This window comes from Paenibacillus sp. N119s, from assembly GCF_059447605.1.
In genome coordinates this window covers 1-15,791 of record NZ_JCAJRU010000109.1, presented here as the reverse complement: position 1 = coordinate 15,791, position 15,791 = coordinate 1, and the positions used below count along the sequence as shown (strand labels likewise).

Annotated in this window: 12 protein-coding genes; 5 read left to right on the top strand and 7 right to left on the bottom strand. The window is 44.2% G+C overall.

All coding sequences use genetic code 11. From position 1 onward, the window contains the following. Positions 1-186 precede the first annotated feature (186 nt). The 5 genes from AC5V8P_RS13900 to AC5V8P_RS13880 all read right to left on the bottom strand — a co-directional run bounded on the left by AC5V8P_RS13900 (position 187) and on the right by AC5V8P_RS13880 (position 4,799). Complete coding sequence (locus AC5V8P_RS13900; RefSeq protein WP_064795567.1) at positions 187-1,194, bottom strand: DUF5643 domain-containing protein; 1,008 nt, start codon at positions 1,192-1,194, stop codon at positions 187-189. 64 nt (positions 1,195-1,258) lie between these two features. Then, complete coding sequence (locus tag AC5V8P_RS13895) at positions 1,259-2,233, bottom strand: DUF5643 domain-containing protein (protein WP_064795566.1); 975 nt, start codon at positions 2,231-2,233, stop codon at positions 1,259-1,261. Between the two features lie 158 nt (positions 2,234-2,391). Continuing rightward, on the bottom strand, positions 2,392-2,973 hold the full coding sequence (locus tag AC5V8P_RS13890) for a hypothetical protein (RefSeq protein WP_231116723.1): 582 nt from the start codon (positions 2,971-2,973) through the stop codon (positions 2,392-2,394). A 64-nt stretch (positions 2,974-3,037) separates the two neighbouring features. Continuing rightward, entirely contained in the window at positions 3,038-4,243 is a 1,206-nt protein-coding gene (locus AC5V8P_RS13885; RefSeq protein ID WP_064795565.1) for a DUF4179 domain-containing protein, read from the bottom strand. Next, positions 4,215-4,799, bottom strand: coding sequence for an RNA polymerase sigma factor (locus tag AC5V8P_RS13880; protein WP_063210808.1), 585 nt, complete (start codon positions 4,797-4,799; stop codon positions 4,215-4,217). The genes AC5V8P_RS13885 and AC5V8P_RS13880 overlap by 29 nt, the downstream gene beginning before the upstream one ends. Before the next feature lie 368 nt (positions 4,800-5,167). Here AC5V8P_RS13880 and AC5V8P_RS13875 point away from each other — a divergent pair, with 368 nt between their 5' ends. After that, complete coding sequence (locus tag AC5V8P_RS13875; RefSeq protein ID WP_064795564.1) at positions 5,168-7,696, top strand: rhamnogalacturonan lyase; 2,529 nt, start codon at positions 5,168-5,170, stop codon at positions 7,694-7,696. Positions 7,697-7,960: 264 nt separating this feature from the next. Here AC5V8P_RS13875 and AC5V8P_RS13870 read toward each other — a convergent pair whose 3' ends face one another. Continuing rightward, the gene (locus tag AC5V8P_RS13870) at positions 7,961-8,833 is read right to left on the bottom strand and encodes a hypothetical protein (RefSeq protein ID WP_064795563.1); all 873 of its coding nucleotides are present in this window, start codon (positions 8,831-8,833) and stop codon (positions 7,961-7,963) included. Between the two features lie 277 nt (positions 8,834-9,110). Next, entirely contained in the window at positions 9,111-10,151 is a 1,041-nt protein-coding gene (locus AC5V8P_RS13865) for a substrate-binding domain-containing protein (protein WP_064795562.1), read from the bottom strand. Positions 10,152-10,664: 513 nt separating this feature from the next. Here AC5V8P_RS13865 and AC5V8P_RS13860 point away from each other — a divergent pair. From AC5V8P_RS13860 to AC5V8P_RS13845, 4 genes are all read left to right on the top strand, one after another. Beyond that, positions 10,665-11,627, top strand: coding sequence for an ABC transporter permease (locus tag AC5V8P_RS13860; protein WP_064795561.1), 963 nt, complete (start codon positions 10,665-10,667; stop codon positions 11,625-11,627). A gap of 15 nt (positions 11,628-11,642) precedes the next feature. Beyond that, a complete protein-coding gene (locus AC5V8P_RS13855) occupies positions 11,643-12,524 on the top strand; it encodes a carbohydrate ABC transporter permease (protein ID WP_064795560.1) in 882 nt (293 codons plus the stop codon). 63 nt (positions 12,525-12,587) lie between these two features. After that, positions 12,588-14,177, top strand: a complete 1,590-nt coding sequence (locus tag AC5V8P_RS13850) for an ABC transporter substrate-binding protein (RefSeq protein ID WP_064795559.1) — start codon at positions 12,588-12,590, stop codon at positions 14,175-14,177. 26 nt (positions 14,178-14,203) lie between these two features. Continuing rightward, on the top strand, positions 14,204-15,667 hold the full coding sequence (locus AC5V8P_RS13845; RefSeq protein ID WP_064795558.1) for a glycoside hydrolase family 32 protein: 1,464 nt from the start codon (positions 14,204-14,206) through the stop codon (positions 15,665-15,667). Positions 15,668-15,791 lie beyond the last annotated feature (124 nt).

Here is a 15,791-nt window from a genome sequence, read left to right as displayed (position 1 = left end):
ATCCTGCACGTTTGGAGCCTTCTTAACGCTGGCTTCTATTTTGCTATGGTTAAATTAGGTTTGAAGACACGCTCTAGTATAACTAGTAGAACCAGTAAAGTAAGCAGGAGAAGGAATGGCTTAACGTAAAACAAAACGAGCAAGCCTGATTTCTCATTCAGGCTTGCTCGCTTCTTGCACGGGATGTTATTGGGCTGGCACGGGAATGGTCATTTCGAGTTCCTTAATGTATGTTTTATCTCCGGTTTTAAATTTCCCGTCAGCCCCTTTGCCTTGACCGACAATACTCCAATCAGAGGGGTCAACTGTAAATGTATACGGTTTGATCGTCACATATTGGGGTTTGCTGCCTATAGCACTGTACAGCTCGTCAGTGTGATACTTTGTTCTAGGCTTGCTGTTTAAGAAGCCGACCTTCTGTTGTTGTAGCATTTTTCCCTGATCATCTACAATGTCATAATACATCATGGATGGAGCGTACTTTCCTGTCTGCTTGGAAGATGCAGGCACTTGACCTTCGCTATCCAGCACCAGCCGGGTTGTACGGGAGGCAATATCAAGCTGTTTGACTGTATAACTGAAATCCCCGCTCTTTTGGGTTTTATTCGGCTTGATACTCACCATATTACCGTCCTTTTTAACAGGGACTTTAAACTCAAAAGGTTTGCTGATTCTGGTAACCCCTACTTGGACGGTCATTTCAAAATCGTCTGGAAGTGCATCCAACTGATTGTATTCAGCTTCTACGGTGTTCTTTTGAGTTACTTTGTCTCCAAACATGGAGTGGCTGCTTTTCAATTTGTTCCCGTCTATCAGAACCTCGGGGGTCTTGAGATAGCCCTTCTTCTGATCTTTCTCAGGAACCATGCGTTTTTTGATTTTTTCATTAGTCTCTTTGGTATCTATTGGAAAATATGGACTGATAACTTGTTCAGGTAAATTTTTTCCTTCCCGTTCGATCGAAAAGGACAGCCGCGTGCCATCATAGAACACATCGCCAAGCTTCAGTGTAACCCCGTCCTGCGTCAGGCTTAGATTGGAAGAGGCGGTTTTTACAGCTGCTTCGGCACTGGCGGCTGCTGCAATGGGGGATATGAATTTTGGCATCGCTGCCCCTGATCCCAATATCGCGAAAGCCGATGTTGTAAGTAATACCCGTTTTAGAAATGTGGATTTTAAGTTTGTTTGTTGCATTAACATTCTCTCCTCTCGAAAGCTTAAGATTTTTAAATTCATGTAATGAATAATAAATTTGTGATCAGTCATTCAGGGGAATCTTCATTTCGAGTTCCTTGATGTATGTCTTACTACCAGCCTCCTGGCTGACAGGTTTCCAATTTGAGGAATTGACTGTAAATGTATACGGTCTGATCGTCACATATTGGGGTTTGCTGCCTATAGCACTGTACAGTTCATCAATATGGTACTTTGTTTTAGGCTTGCTGTAGAAGAAGCCGGCTTTTCGTTGTTGTAGCGTCTTCCCCTGGTCATCTACGATGTCATAATACATCATGGATGGAGCGAATTTTCCTGTTTGTTTGGCAGACGCAGGCACTTGACCTTCGCTATCCAGCACTAGACGGGTCGTATGAGAGGTAATATCAAGCTGTTTGACTGTGTAACTGAATGATCCGCTCTTTTGGGTTTTATTTGGCTTGACACTCACCATATGGCCGTCTTTTTTAACAGGGACTTTAAATTCAAAAGGTTTGCTGATTCTGGTAACCCCTACTTGGACGGTCATTTCAAATTCATCTGGGAGCGAACCTAACTGGTTGTATTCGGCTTTTACGGTGTTCTTTTTGGATACATTATCTCCGAACGAGCCAAAGCCTTTAAATGCCTTCCCATCGATCAAAATTTCAGGTCTCTTGATATAGCCCTTCTTTTGATCTTTTTCAGGAACCATATACTTCTTGAGGCTTTCACTTGCCTTTGCATCCATTGGAATATATAGGCTCACGACTCCTTCAGGCAAATTTTTGCCTTCCCGTTCGATCGAAAAGGACAGCCGCGTGCCATCATAGAACACATCGCCAAGCTTCAGTGTAACCCCGTCCTGTGTCAGGCTCAGATTGGAAGAAGCGGTTTTGGCAGCTGCTTCAGCACTGGCTACTGCTGCAATGGGGGATACGAATTTTGGCATTGCTGCCCCTGATCCCAATATCGCGAAGGCCGATGTTGTCAGTAATACCCGTTTTAGAAATGTTGACTTTAAGTTTGCCTGTTGCACTCTGAAATTATCTCCTCTCTGAAGTTATAATATTTAATCCTTACCATTGGATAATCCGGCGACTTTGCCTTGTCTCATCCGTCTGTATAACACTCCTGGTGTTGTACAGGAGAGCAATTGCGTAAGCTCTCCCATTGACCAGCACTCACGCATGATTCTCAGGAACCTTTGTTAACTTTTTTGACAGGGACCTTGAATTCAAAAGGTTTGCTGATTCCGGTTACGCCTACCTGGATGGTCATATTAAAGCTGTTTGGAAGTGAATCCAGCTTACTGTAGAGAGCTTCTACCGTGTTTTTTTCGGAAATTTTATCCCCAAACATGCCAAGGCTTTTCAGTTTGTTCCCGTCTATCAGAACCTCAGGGAATATTTTGATATAGCCCTTTTTCTGATCTTTTTCAGGAACCATATATTTCTTGAGGCTTGGATTGCTTAGGTTTTCGGCATTTATTTCAACATACGGGCTTAGGACTTCCTTAGGCAAATTTTTGCCTTCCCGTTCGATGGAGTAGGTCAGGCTTTTGCCATCATAAGACACATCGCCGAGTTTCAGTGTAACCCCGTTTTGCGTCAGGCTCAGATTGGAAGAAGCGGTTTTCGCAGCTGCTTCGGCACTGGCGGCTGCTGCAATGGGGGAGATAAATTTTGGTATCGCTGCCCCTGATCCCAATATCGCGAAAGCCGATGTTGTAAGTAATACTCGTTTTAGAAATGTAAATTTAAAGTTTGTCGGTTGCATTAGATATACGCCCTTTCATAAAAAAAGCTTGTGATGCGAACTTCCTGTATTAAATCATTTGTAATTAGTTATTCAGGGGAATCTTCATTTCAAGTTCCTTGATATACGTTTTGTCGCCTTTCTTTACTTCGTTGCCATGCTCATCATTCACTTCGCCAACGATGCTCCAGTCGGCAGGCTTGACGGTCAAGGTGAACGGCTTAATCGTCACGTATTTCGTACCCGGCTTAAGAGCATCATACAGCTCATCCACATGGTATTCTGTCCTAGGCTTGCTGTGGAAATAACCGAATTGGCGCTGCTTAAGCATGTTGCCCTGATCATCTACAATGTCGTAATACATCATTGTTGGCGCATACTCTCCCGTTTGCTCCGGAGAAGCAGGTACTTCACCTTTACTGTCCAGCACCAGACGAGTCGTTGTTGAGGTGGATTTCAGCTCTTTCACGGTATAGCTGAAGTTGCCGCTGTTTTTTGTTTCATTCGGCTTGACAGTAATCATGGTGTTGTCTATTTTCACCGGAACCTTGAATTCATAGGGTTCATCAACACCCGTCATCGAAGTTCTGATCGTCAACTCAAACTCGTCTGGCAGGGAGTCCAACTTCATGAACTCCCCTATGACTGAATTCATTTTTTTCGGATCATCACCATATGAGTTTAAGTGAGAGTCTATCTTCTTTCCATTAATCAATACTTCGGGGAAGTATTTAAAGTATCCCTTAAGCTGATCCTTCTCAGGCACTTTATGCTTCTTTAACCATTCCTTATCGCTACTTTCAGTTTTGGCATCTGTAGGCAGATAGGGACTCACAGAGCCTTCCGGCATATTCTCGCCTTGACGTTCAATAGAGAAGGACAGGCGTGTACCGTCGTACAGCACATCACTCAAGGTCAGTGTAATCCCGTCATGAGACACAGTTTCATTAGGATGACTGAGAATGCCCTTATCTACAGCAGTCTGAATTTCATCTGCACTCAAACCATAAAAAATACCGCCGATTCCCGGAATTTGCTTGAGTGTGGCCGCCATCGTGGGTGATACAAACCCGGCGCCTACCACTCCTGCCCCTAATATGCCAACTACGGATGCCGCCAGGACAGCCCGTTTTGCAAATTTCGATTTCGCCGTTTTTCTTTGCATGGATCTTTCTCCGATCTTTTTCATAATTTGATCACTCATACTGCCTTTAGGCATGACTGATTCATTGATCCAATTTTCCAACTGGTCCATTTCGCGCTCATAAGGTAGTGTTGGATGTTTGTCCATTAACAAGTCCTCCTTTGCTTCTCTGGTCCAGCAGCTTGCGCCGAAGCCGCTCGTATTTTTTACGAATGGTTGCTGACTTTAAACCCATGATGTTGCTAATCTCCTCAAAGCTGTATTGCTCAACAGCCTTCAGTAGCAGAATATGACGCTCTTCGGGTGTAAGATAAGTCAACAGTTCTTCAATGACAGTTTTATGAGGGGATACCTGAGCGATTGGCTCTTGTTCCTTGACCTGCTGAACCAGTTTGAGCCAGCGACTGTGTTTCCTTTTGATGTTCATTAAGTGATGATAGGCCATCTTGTATAGCCATGCCGAGAAGCTGGTCTGTTTGCTGTATTGATGAAGATTCTCATAAGCTCTGATGAAAATGTCCTGAACAGCGTCCTCTGTGGCTTCATGATTCTTCAAAATATAGAAGCAGTAGGTGTACATCTGCCGCTCGAATTGTCGAATAATGATTTCATAAGCCTGCTGTTCACCAGCCTTGACGCGCTCTACGGCCAGCTCAATCTGGCTGTATTTATCCTTTGGATCCCCGGGGATGGTTGCCTGCAAGAGCTCACCTCCTTGTATTTATGTCTATATAACAATCGCAACGGGTCGTTTTGTGACATCATTTTTGTGAAACCTTGATAGGTATGTATGTTTTGATCACAGCTCGTCCATTTTATCATCTTATAACATTCAGATATGCTCACTTCAACTAACATAGTCGATTCATGAAATGGACCGTTAGTAATGGGCTAATGGGGATACTTTAATTGAAACGAACAACAACACGGATTTATGTAGAGAAATGCACGGATATTTAAACGCGTTTGGACGAACGGAAAAACTATAATAATAAGGAATTTAAATTATGTAAGCGAAATCATTTTAGGTATTTGCTTGTCATCACAATACAATTGAGGAGGACGAATGGGATGGCTCAAAGGAAAGGCGCATGGCGAAAGGGAACCTTGACCGCCGCGTTGGCAGCGATGCTGACGATGACAGGCACGACTGGAGGAGTAGCTGCGGAAGACTTGTCCGAACCCACGCTGCAGGCAGAATCATCAATCGCTGTAGAACAGAACCGTAGCGGCAGCATTCAGCTGGAAAAACTAGATCGTGGACTGGTAGCTGCGGCGACGCAAGAGGGTGTATTTTTAAGCTGGCGGTTATTGGCTCAAGAAGTGAATGGCTACAGTTCAACGGGGCTGACAGGAGCGGACTTTAACGTATATCGTGACGGCAAGAAAATCGCGACGGTGACGGACAGCACCAATTATCTGGATAAGGAAGGAAACGGAAATGCGGTGTACAGAGTCGCTTCAGTCGTTAACGGGAAAGAAGAGGATCGCAGTGCCGAAGTGAAGCCTTGGCAGCAGGGTTATTATGAGCTTCCGCTGCAAAAGCCTGCTGATGGCGTAACACCTGCAGGTGAATCTTATACTTATTCGGCCAACGATATGAGTGTGGGGGATGTGGACGGAGACGGACAATATGAGTTTTTTGTTAAATGGGACCCTTCCAACTCCAAAGACGTATCTCAGAAAGGATATACCGGAAATACGTATGTCGATGCGTATACGTTCGAGGGCAAGCTGCTTTATCGGATTGACCTCGGTGTGAATATTCGCTCGGGTGCGCATTATACGCAGATGATGGTGTATGATTTTGACGGCGATGGCAAAGCCGAGCTGATGTTCAAGACGGCTCCTGGAACCAAAACGATTACTTTTGACAAAAAGGGCAAGCCCAAAAAAGAAAAATATATTACCCTGCCCCGTGAGGATCGCAAAGCTGGAATTACACATAAGGACGATTATCGTTTGAGCCGCACGGATTATTATGAGCATGTAGTGAACATGTTTATGAACTGGACGAAACATGAAGAAGTGGTCAAGGGGCAGTGGCCTGCTACGCTGGAGGAGTGCTTTGGCATTGCTCCAAAGTATAGCTACCCGTTATCCCGAAAGGATGCGGAAAGCTTGACGGATTACTTTATGGATGTGTATGCTCCTACGCGGAGCGACAAAAACAAACTGAGAGAATTTGAAGGCTTCATTGTGGATGGGCCGGAGTATTTGACCATTTTCAAAGGAAAAACGGGCACTGAGCTGGAGACGATTCGCTATGAACCAGAGCGCCACGACGATGGTCTTATGTGGGGAGATTATGCCATGGCCCGGATCGAACCCGCTAATCGTGTAGATCGTTTTTTGGCAGGAGTAGCATATCTGGACGGACGCAAACCATCCGCCGTATTTGCACGTGGCTATTATACGCGCTCCACCTTGGCCACTTACACTTGGGATGGTCGTCATCTCCAAAAACATTGGATGGTGGATAGTGGTTGGGCACCGATGACCAATCCGTTTAATGATAGCCCGCACGGACGGGATGGAACAGACCCGAAATTCGGCACCTTGACTACACAAGGAGCGCATTCGCTGAGTGTCGCAGATGTGGATGGAGACGGCAAAGACGAAATTGTATATGGCTCCGCCACGATCGACCATGATGGCAGCTTGTTATACAGCTCATTTGATGTTATGCCTCCTGAAAGCGCAGTTCCAGGGCAAACCGCCAGATTAGGGCACGGTGACGCACTGCATGTGACGGATATTGACCCTGATCGGCAGGGAAAAGAAATCTTTATGGTGCATGAAGGCGGCACCTATGCCCCATATGGTTATTCGCTGCGGGATGCCAAAACGGGCAAAGTCATCTATGGTGGATATTCCGGCAAGGATACAGGTCGGGGGATGATCGGTGACATCGACCCGAATCAGCGAGGACTGGAGACTTGGGCCATAGGCTTGTGGACCGCTGCGGGCAAACCATTGGATACCAAGATGCCGGGTACCAATATGATTATCAAATGGGCGGCTGATATGACCACACAAATCGTGAACGGGGCGATCGACGTAACCCCAACCATTGAAGATTGGAAACGAGGCACATTATTAACTGCGTCAGGCACCAAAACGAACAATTATACCAAGGGAACGCCATCATTGGTCGCTGACATTTTCGGAGATTGGCGTGAGGAAATGCTTGTCCGTACAGCAGATAGCTCGGCGATTCGTATCTATTTGAGCACCGAGCCTACAACGCATAAATTGTATACGTTGATGCATGACCCGCAGTATCGTGCGGATGTGGCGCGTCAAAATACTGGCTATAATCAGCCGTCCTACACGAGCTTTTACTTTGCTTCCGATATGGATTGGGCGAACGTGCCCATTCCCAAGCTCTACACACCAAAAGCCTTGATGAATGAAGAGAGCAGTGACGAAGCGGATGAGGTAGAGGCAGCGGAGGTAGATGAAAAAGAAGTGGATGAAACAAAAGTTGAAGAAAGCAATATCAATGAAACAAAAGTTGATGGAGCGGAGGTAGAAGCAAAGAAAATAGAGGAAGAGCCAGCAGCTCCTGTAGTTCTAGCAGAGGGTCAAAACGACTAGCTGAAGACTAAGACTCTATCTATATCCGGATTTTTTACAGACAGAACGTATAAAGGCTCGGATCAGGCGTATAGCGAATCACTTCTTCCAACACTTTGAGCATATGAACCTAAATATAAAAGAACCATCGATGTCAGGAGGACTTCCCAACACTGATGGTTCTCATTACATCTAATCACATATTAGTTCCAGCCGTGATTAGATGGTGAAAAAATTGTAATTGAGCTTGCATTGCTACTGGTTATGCCACTTAGAGGTACAATGCTAATAAGAGCGAATATCACCATTACAGATACTAACGCCTTCTTCATGCTTCAACAGCTCCTTAAAAAGGTTTTGATACTGCTCTTTTTGCTCATTTGAAGCATACTGCCGATAAACCTCAAATAGTACAACAAACTTTTTGAAATCCACATTATTAATCATATTATATGATGTTAAAAACAGTAAGATGAGTTGTACTGAATCTTGATACCTATGATGTTTAGCATAGTAAACAGCACGATGATACAAGAATCTAAAATAGTGAGTTCTATTTGTAGCGTCTTCGAGATTTCCAAAATCCTCAATTTTTTCTGAGAATTTTTCAAGTATATCATCTACGTTAACTGAATGAAGTGAAGCTGTCTCCATGATCGTGACAAGTCCAGGTAATAATTCTTCTGGATTATCTTCTAAAAATTGAGCATATTCAGGTAGAATGCTCAATTTTCCTGACAGCAAATCATTGGTATACAGATTTGCTTTAGCAAAAAATTTGAACCGTTCGACTTCTTCCCAACCGATTTTGTCCAACCCCGAAAACCAGCCCAATTCCGAATACTTTAAAATGTATTCTCTGGCCTGATCGTACAAACGGAGTTTTTGAAGAGCCGTTCCCTTGGCCAGATAGCTGAACCCATAATAAAATACCAAAGGCCGTTCAGCCTTAAAGAGATAAGGTAACTTTTTTAAGCTTGCTTCTTGTGCTTCGTTATACATTTTTTCAGCAAGGCTATGCAGATGGTCGGCTATGGCCAATATATCTTCCCAGGCATGTTGAGAGAACCGCAAATGAAGTAATTCAATACATTTATCTAATCTATGATGATCCGTTAACAAGTAAGTAGCATCTTTCCCTTCCAAAACTTCTTCCATCCAACTTCCTCCTAAAGTTTTAATCATGAAATGGAGTATGTATGCCAAGATGTGAGTTCCAGAAATTATAGCAATCCTATACAAATATAACCATTTTCTATCCAGTGGTCAATTTTTCATTACATAAATGCTGATTTTTTTGTATCATATGACAAAAGATTCATTCAACTACGATATGATCTTGAGAAATAAAACAAAGAAAGCTCCAGCCAAATGAAGGTTGGAGCTTTCTTTGCCTCGCGTGACGTGTTATCGAATATAATGGAACTATAACTATCTAGCTCAATGTCGGAGTCGATTCTCTAAAAATTGGCTCTGTTCTGATATGCGTAATCTGATAAGGTCTGGAAGGATCTTTGACCCGCGCCAATAGCATCTCAGCCGCCGTAATCCCCATCTCATTGTTGTAAATATGCACGGTGGATAAATGAGGCTCTACAATTCGGGACTCAGGAGCGTTATCAAACCCAAACACGGCAATATCCTCAGGAATTTTCAAGTTTTTATTTTTGAGCGCTTTCATGACACTGACGGCGATAAAATCATTGGCGCATACGAACGCGGACGGAAGCACGCTCATGCTCTCAAATTGTTTATCCATCCAATCTGATTCGGAGAAAAAGTTTCGGTCCTGATCAACGATGCAGCTAGATAAATCCACACTTAGACCTGCTTCGATTAAAGCACGGTTATATCCCACCCACCGCTCGTTAAAGCTTTTGCAATGTTTATAGTCCCCGACAAAACCGATCCGCGTCAAACCACGATCAATCAGGCTTTTGGTAGCAGAATAAACGCTATGTTCATTTTCCATCAACAATAAATCCGCTTTCAAATCAGGGCAAAAAATGTCCACCGAGCAATCAATAAAGATTGTGGGCAGTCCCAAACTCGTAACGAGCTCACTATACTGTGGATCAAACATTTCAATACAAATGATTCCGTCAACTTTGGAGGCTTCAAAATTATTGGGAAGTATTCCCACTTGGGTTTCATTTTCTCGCACAATATGAATCGACAAATTATATCCTTCTGCACTTATTCTTTTTTCCAGCCCACTGATCAGAAAAGAGCCAAAATGCGAGCTGTTCGGCAGATTGCATGTAAACAGGGCAATGTTACCTTGGTTTTTAGGGATGATGCTGTCTGTTTCCACATAGGCAAATTGCTTATATTTGAGTTCGATCGCTTTTTTAATGACCTTGTTCCGAGTATCAACCGGAATGCTGTCACTACCGTTAATTGCTTTGGATGCGGTATTTCGGGAGATTCCCAAAGCGTCAGCAATGTCTTGAATGGTGACTTTTTCTTTCTTCATAGACAGGTTCCACCTTCACTTAATAAATGGATTGCCTGAGAGGTATAGTTGCCTCTGCTAGCTCTCCGTTCAGACCTAAATTGTATCCTAAATGTATAATAGTTCGCATAAAATAGCAATGTTAACTTTACAAATGCACAAATTATTTTTACGTTTATGTAATTTATTTTATGACTTGTATTTGCTTTATCGAATTAAAAGTTCAACTTCAAAGCTATCTTCTAACAAGCAGAGGGACAAATGCACATGGGAAATATAAAATCTGAGTGATACCAGCTGTATAAAACAATTATTGTTCACAGGTAGCTTTGAAAATTCAGAATACAGGAGTAAATTGTATTATCCAAGGTTGCAAAATCGAATTTTATCGAAAAATATTTTGGTCAAATGTAAATAATTTATTTTACAAAAGTTATTGACGGATGATGATTTGATTTGGTAAATTGAAGATGCAATTTGTAAGCCTTTTCAAGTGTGTTATACAGACAGCTATTACAGATGGGGGGAAGGCAAATGGCCAACTTGGCTAAGGCAGCTCAGAGAAGTGTCGCACTGGGGGAGCAAAGGACCATTCGCAGTAAATTAGACTATATTCGCAAGAACTATTTTCTTTACGTACTGCTGGCGCCTGCGCTGATTCTTACGATTCTTTTCAAGTATGTTCCGATGTACGGGGCGATTATTGCATTCAAGGATTTTAGCCCGCTCAAGGGGATTTGGGGAAGTGACTGGGTTGGATTGAAATATTTTACTAAATTTTTAGACTCACCTAATTTTACGGATATTTTCTTCAATACGCTGAAACTGAGCTTTTATGGACTTGTACTCGGGTTTCCTGTACCAATCCTGTTGGCGGTCATGCTGAATCAAATCCGCAAGGCGGGATTGAAAAAGAATATCCAGCTTGTTTTGTACGCCCCTAATTTTATCTCTGTCGTTGTCATTGTGGGTATGCTGTTTATTTTCTTGTCTCCGACAGGCCCCCTGAATCAAATCATTGCATCGGTGACCGGCAACCCTGTGATCTTTATGACAGAGCCTGAATATTTCCGCTGGATTTATATCCTGTCTGGAATTTGGCAAGGGGCGGGGTGGTCTTCAATCATTTATGTAGCTGCGCTCGCTAATGTTGATCCCGAGCTGCATAATGCAGCAAGTCTGGACGGAGCCAACCTGCTTCAGCGTATATGGCATATTGATTTGCCAACGATTAAACCCATTATGGCGATTGTTTTTATCCTGGCAGCAGGAGGAATTATGTCGATCGGGTTTGAGAAAGCGTATCTCATGCAGACATCCATGAATTTGCCTACTTCTGAAATTATTCCTACCTATGTGTATAAAGTCGGCTTGCAATCCGGCAATTATGCTTATTCTGCGGCGGTCGGGCTGTTCAATTCGGTGATTAATGTGGTTTTGCTGCTGACCGTTAACTTTATCGTCAAGAAGCTCAATGAGGGAGAAGGGCTTTATTAGGAAAGGAGCCTCTTTATGCATGTCAAACATTCCAATCTAGACCGCCTCATCCTAGGTGTGAATTATATTGTGCTCACTTTGGCTGTACTGATTATCGTAGTTCCCTTGGGTTATATCGTGATTGCTTCGTTTATGGACCCAACCGTTTTGTTAAGCAAAGGGCTATCCTTCCGTATTTCGGATTGGAGTGTGGAGGGATATCGGAAAATTTTGTCCAACCCGGCCATGCTCCGTGGGTTTGCCAATTCGGTCTTCTATTCTTCGTGTTTTGCTTTGATTTCTGTGACGGTTTCGATTTGTGCTGGCTATGCCTTATCAGTGAACAGCCTGGTGGGGCGAAATTTCTTTATGACATTGTTTATCATCACCATGTTTTTTAGTGGAGGTCTGATTCCAACTTACCTGCTAGTCAAAAATTTAGGGATGCTGGATACCGTGTGGGCTATTCTTCTTCCTGGTGCGATCAATGTGTGGGATCTGATTTTGGCGCGAACGTTCTTTAAAGGTATACCTAATGAATTAAAAGAAGCCGCCAACGTGGACGGAGCCTCAGACTGGACGATATTTTTTAGAATTGTCCTGCCGCTGTCCAAACCCATTATCTTTGTCATTGCGCTATATGCCTTTGTTGGTCAGTGGAATTCTTATTTTGATGCCATGATTTATCTGGATAATGCACAGCTGCATCCACTTCAATTGGTGCTGAGATCGATCCTGATCCAAAACCAGACGATGCCTGGCATGATTAGTGATCAATTAGCGATGGCAGAACTAAAGCGTCTTTCGGAAATGATCAAATATTCATCGATTGTCATCTCCAGTCTTCCACTACTTGTGATGTATCCCTTTTTCCAAAAGTATTTTGAAAAGGGTGTTATGGTCGGCTCTTTAAAATAAAAGATGCCGCACACTTCATTTGCTACACGTGCATTTTACCTTTATCCGATGGAGGTCATCCAGATGAAAACAGTCAAAACTGCCTCATTTGCCGCACTGGCGGCGATCTTGGTTCTTTCCGGCTGCGGCAGCAGCAATTCCTCTAATGAGAGCGATGCAACAGATGTGAATGGAAAAGTGACGCTCAACTTTATAACCCAAAGCTCTCCACTCGCTCCGGCAGACCCGAACGACAAGCTGATCAACAAACGGCTGGAAGAAAAAACGGGCATTCATATTCGTTGGAAGAACTTTACCAGTGACCAGTTTGTGGAAAAAAGAAATCTGGCCATTGCCAGCGGTGATTTGCCGGATGCGGTGTTCGACGCGGGCTACTCGGATTACGATTTGCTCAAGCTGGCCAAAGACGGTGTCATTATTCCGGTGGAGGATTTGATTGAACAGCATATGCCGAATTTTAAAAAGGTATTGGAGCAATCACCGGAATATAAAGCGATGTTGACTGCGCCGGATGGACATATTTATTCCTTTCCGTGGATTGAAGAATTGGGAACAGGAAAAGAAGCAATCCAGTCCGTAGATGATTTGCCGTGGATTAATGTGGAGTGGCTGAACAAGCTGGGCTTATCCATGCCAACAACGACCGAGGAGCTGAAGCAGGTCTTAATTGCTTTTAAAACCAAAGATCCCAATGGCAACGGGCAGGCGGACGAGATTCCATTATCGTTTATCGATAAGCCTGGCGGCGAGGATTTGGCCTTTTTATACGGGTCCTTTGGGCTTGGAGAGAACTGGGATCATACAGTGGTGACCAATGATGGGAAAGTCGTATTTACGGCAGCGGATAACGGATATAAGGAAGCCATCAAATATATTCATGATTTATACAAAGAGGGACTGGTGGACATCGAGTCTTCCCAGCAGGATTGGAACACCTATCTAGCCAAAGGGAAAGATCACCGCTATGGTCTGTACTTTACCTGGGATAAGGCCAATATTACAGGCCCAAATAAAAAATACGATCTCATGCCGCCGCTGGCTGGACCGAATGGACATGTAAATGTTACACGGACGAATGGCATCGGCTTCGATCGCGGGCGCATGGTGATTACCAGTGCTAATAAGAAGCTGGAAGCGACTGCCAAGTGGATTGATCAGCTGTATGATCCGATCCAGTCCATACAGAACAACTGGGGAACTTACGGGGATACCAAACAGAAAAATATCTTTGAGTATGATGAGGCAAAGGGAATGTTGAAGCATCTCCCGCTGGAAGGCTCGGCACCGGTGGAAATCAGACAAAAGACGAACATTGGTGGGCCGTTAGCTGTATTGGATGAGTACTACGGAAAATACACAACCCAGCCAGAAGATGCCACATGGCGATTGGGTTTGCTCAAAAAGGTGATGGTTCCTCATATGCAAGCAGATCATAATTACCCTAAAGTATTTTTTTCTATAGATGAGCTGGACCGCTTATCGACCATTGAAACCGATCTATTCGCCTATGTTCTCCGCAAACGTACGGAATGGTACCAGAATGGCAAGGTCGAAGAGGAGTGGCCGGAATATTTGCAGGAGCTGAATAGTCTGGGATTACAGGAATGGCTGCAAATCAAACAGGCGGGCTATGACAGAAACGCAAGTAAATAATTCTTTTTTCGAGGGAGATGGAATATATGAACGTTGTTAGGCAAGAGAAATACCGCCCATCCTATCACTTTTCACCGAAAAACGGATGGATGAATGATCCGAACGGAATGGTTTATTTTGAAGGACGTTATCATTTGTTTTATCAGCATCATCCATTCGGCACAACGTGGGGTCCTATGCATTGGGGGCATGCGGTCAGTACTGATTTGGTGAACTGGGAGGAGCGGCCGATTGCTTTGGAGCCGGATGGGCTAGGAACGATTTTTTCCGGGAGCGCCGTGGTGGATGAGCGGGATACGTCCGGTTTTTTTGAAGGCAAGCCGGGTTTGGTTGCTATTTATACTCATCATTATTCGCTTCCAAACACGGATCAGATACGCCAATACCAGAGCCTCGCCTATAGTACAGATTCAGGTGAAAGCTGGATTAAATATGCGGGCAACCCTGTGCTGGAAGATGAGCATTGCATTGATTTTCGCGACCCCAAAGTGTTCTGGCATGAGCCTACAGAGCAGTGGGTGATGGTGCTGGCCTGCGGTCAGACGGTTCGCATCTATCATTCTCCGAATCTGAAGGAATGGGTGTTTGCCAGTGAATTTGGACACGGCATCGGTAGCCATGACGGGGTGTGGGAATGTCCGGATTTATTTCCATTATGGGTTGATGGGGAGAGGTCACAGGTAAAGTGGGTTATGCTCGTAAGTATTGGGGATAATCCGGAGATTCGGGAAGGGTCCAGAACACAGTATTTTACGGGTGAATTTGATGGGACGACATTTGTGGCAGATGTGGAAAGTGAAAAAGTCCGCTGGCTCGATTATGGCAGAGATAACTACGCAGGTGTGTGCTGGTCGGATATCCCGGCAGAGGACGGACGACGCCTGTTTATGGGCTGGATGAGCAACTGGAGATATGCCAATCAGACACCGACAGAACGTTGGAGAGGTGCCATGTCCATTCCACGTGAACTCACACTGGAAACGAGAAAGGGCATAGTTGCACTTATTCAGCGCCCTGTTCGGGAACTGGACGGATTAAGAACTCCTGTCCTGTCACTCACAGAGCCATCTTGTGAGGAAGTGCAGAACGCATTGTCTGCCTTGCAACTGGATTGCTACGAACTTGTGGCTGAAATTGCAACCACCGGAGACTTTGGCTTTAAGGTGCGGGTATCGGATGAACATGAACAAGAGACACTCGTCGGGTATACTTCTGCCACGCAGGAAGTATACGTGGACCGGATACAGTCAGGTTGTTCGGATTTTCATAAAGACTTTGCAGGCAGACATGGAGCCTCGCTAGGAATCTTACCAGATCGAATGGACATCCGTCTCTATGTGGATCGCTCGTCTATTGAAGTGTTTTTCAATCGCGGACAGGTAGTCATTACTGATTTAATATTTCCTGATGGAGAAGCTAAGGGTCTTGAAATATGCTCAGCGGAAGAGCAGGTCACTTTATTTTCACTGGAGCTTTATGCGCTGAAATGAGATTTTCTTCATAATCCGGACTGGAAGGTAGGAAATTGGCGATGAGGATAGAGCTCACAAACACGCGAACGAACCTGACGGACTGGCAGATTAAAGGGAAGGGACGCATAGAAGATAACGCTCA

What these genes read in the sequence shown, in the direction of transcription:
- AC5V8P_RS13900 (WP_064795567.1), bottom strand. Translation starts at nt 1,194, where the DNA reads ATGCAACAAACAAACTTAAAATCCACATTTCTAAAACGGGTATTACTT.
- AC5V8P_RS13890 (WP_231116723.1), bottom strand. Translation starts at nt 2,973, where the DNA reads ATGCAACCGACAAACTTTAAATTTACATTTCTAAAACGAGTATTACTT.
- AC5V8P_RS13885 (WP_064795565.1), bottom strand. Translation starts at nt 4,243, where the DNA reads ATGGACAAACATCCAACACTACCTTATGAGCGCGAAATGGACCAGTTG.
- AC5V8P_RS13875 (WP_064795564.1), top strand. Translation starts at nt 5,168, where the DNA reads ATGGCTCAAAGGAAAGGCGCATGGCGAAAGGGAACCTTGACCGCCGCG.
- AC5V8P_RS13870 (WP_064795563.1), bottom strand. Translation starts at nt 8,833, where the DNA reads ATGGAAGAAGTTTTGGAAGGGAAAGATGCTACTTACTTGTTAACGGAT.
- AC5V8P_RS13865 (WP_064795562.1), bottom strand. Translation starts at nt 10,151, where the DNA reads ATGAAGAAAGAAAAAGTCACCATTCAAGACATTGCTGACGCTTTGGGA.
- AC5V8P_RS13860 (WP_064795561.1), top strand. Translation starts at nt 10,665, where the DNA reads ATGGCCAACTTGGCTAAGGCAGCTCAGAGAAGTGTCGCACTGGGGGAG.
- AC5V8P_RS13855 (WP_064795560.1), top strand. Translation starts at nt 11,643, where the DNA reads ATGCATGTCAAACATTCCAATCTAGACCGCCTCATCCTAGGTGTGAAT.
- AC5V8P_RS13850 (WP_064795559.1), top strand. Translation starts at nt 12,588, where the DNA reads ATGAAAACAGTCAAAACTGCCTCATTTGCCGCACTGGCGGCGATCTTG.
- AC5V8P_RS13845 (WP_064795558.1), top strand. Translation starts at nt 14,204, where the DNA reads ATGAACGTTGTTAGGCAAGAGAAATACCGCCCATCCTATCACTTTTCA.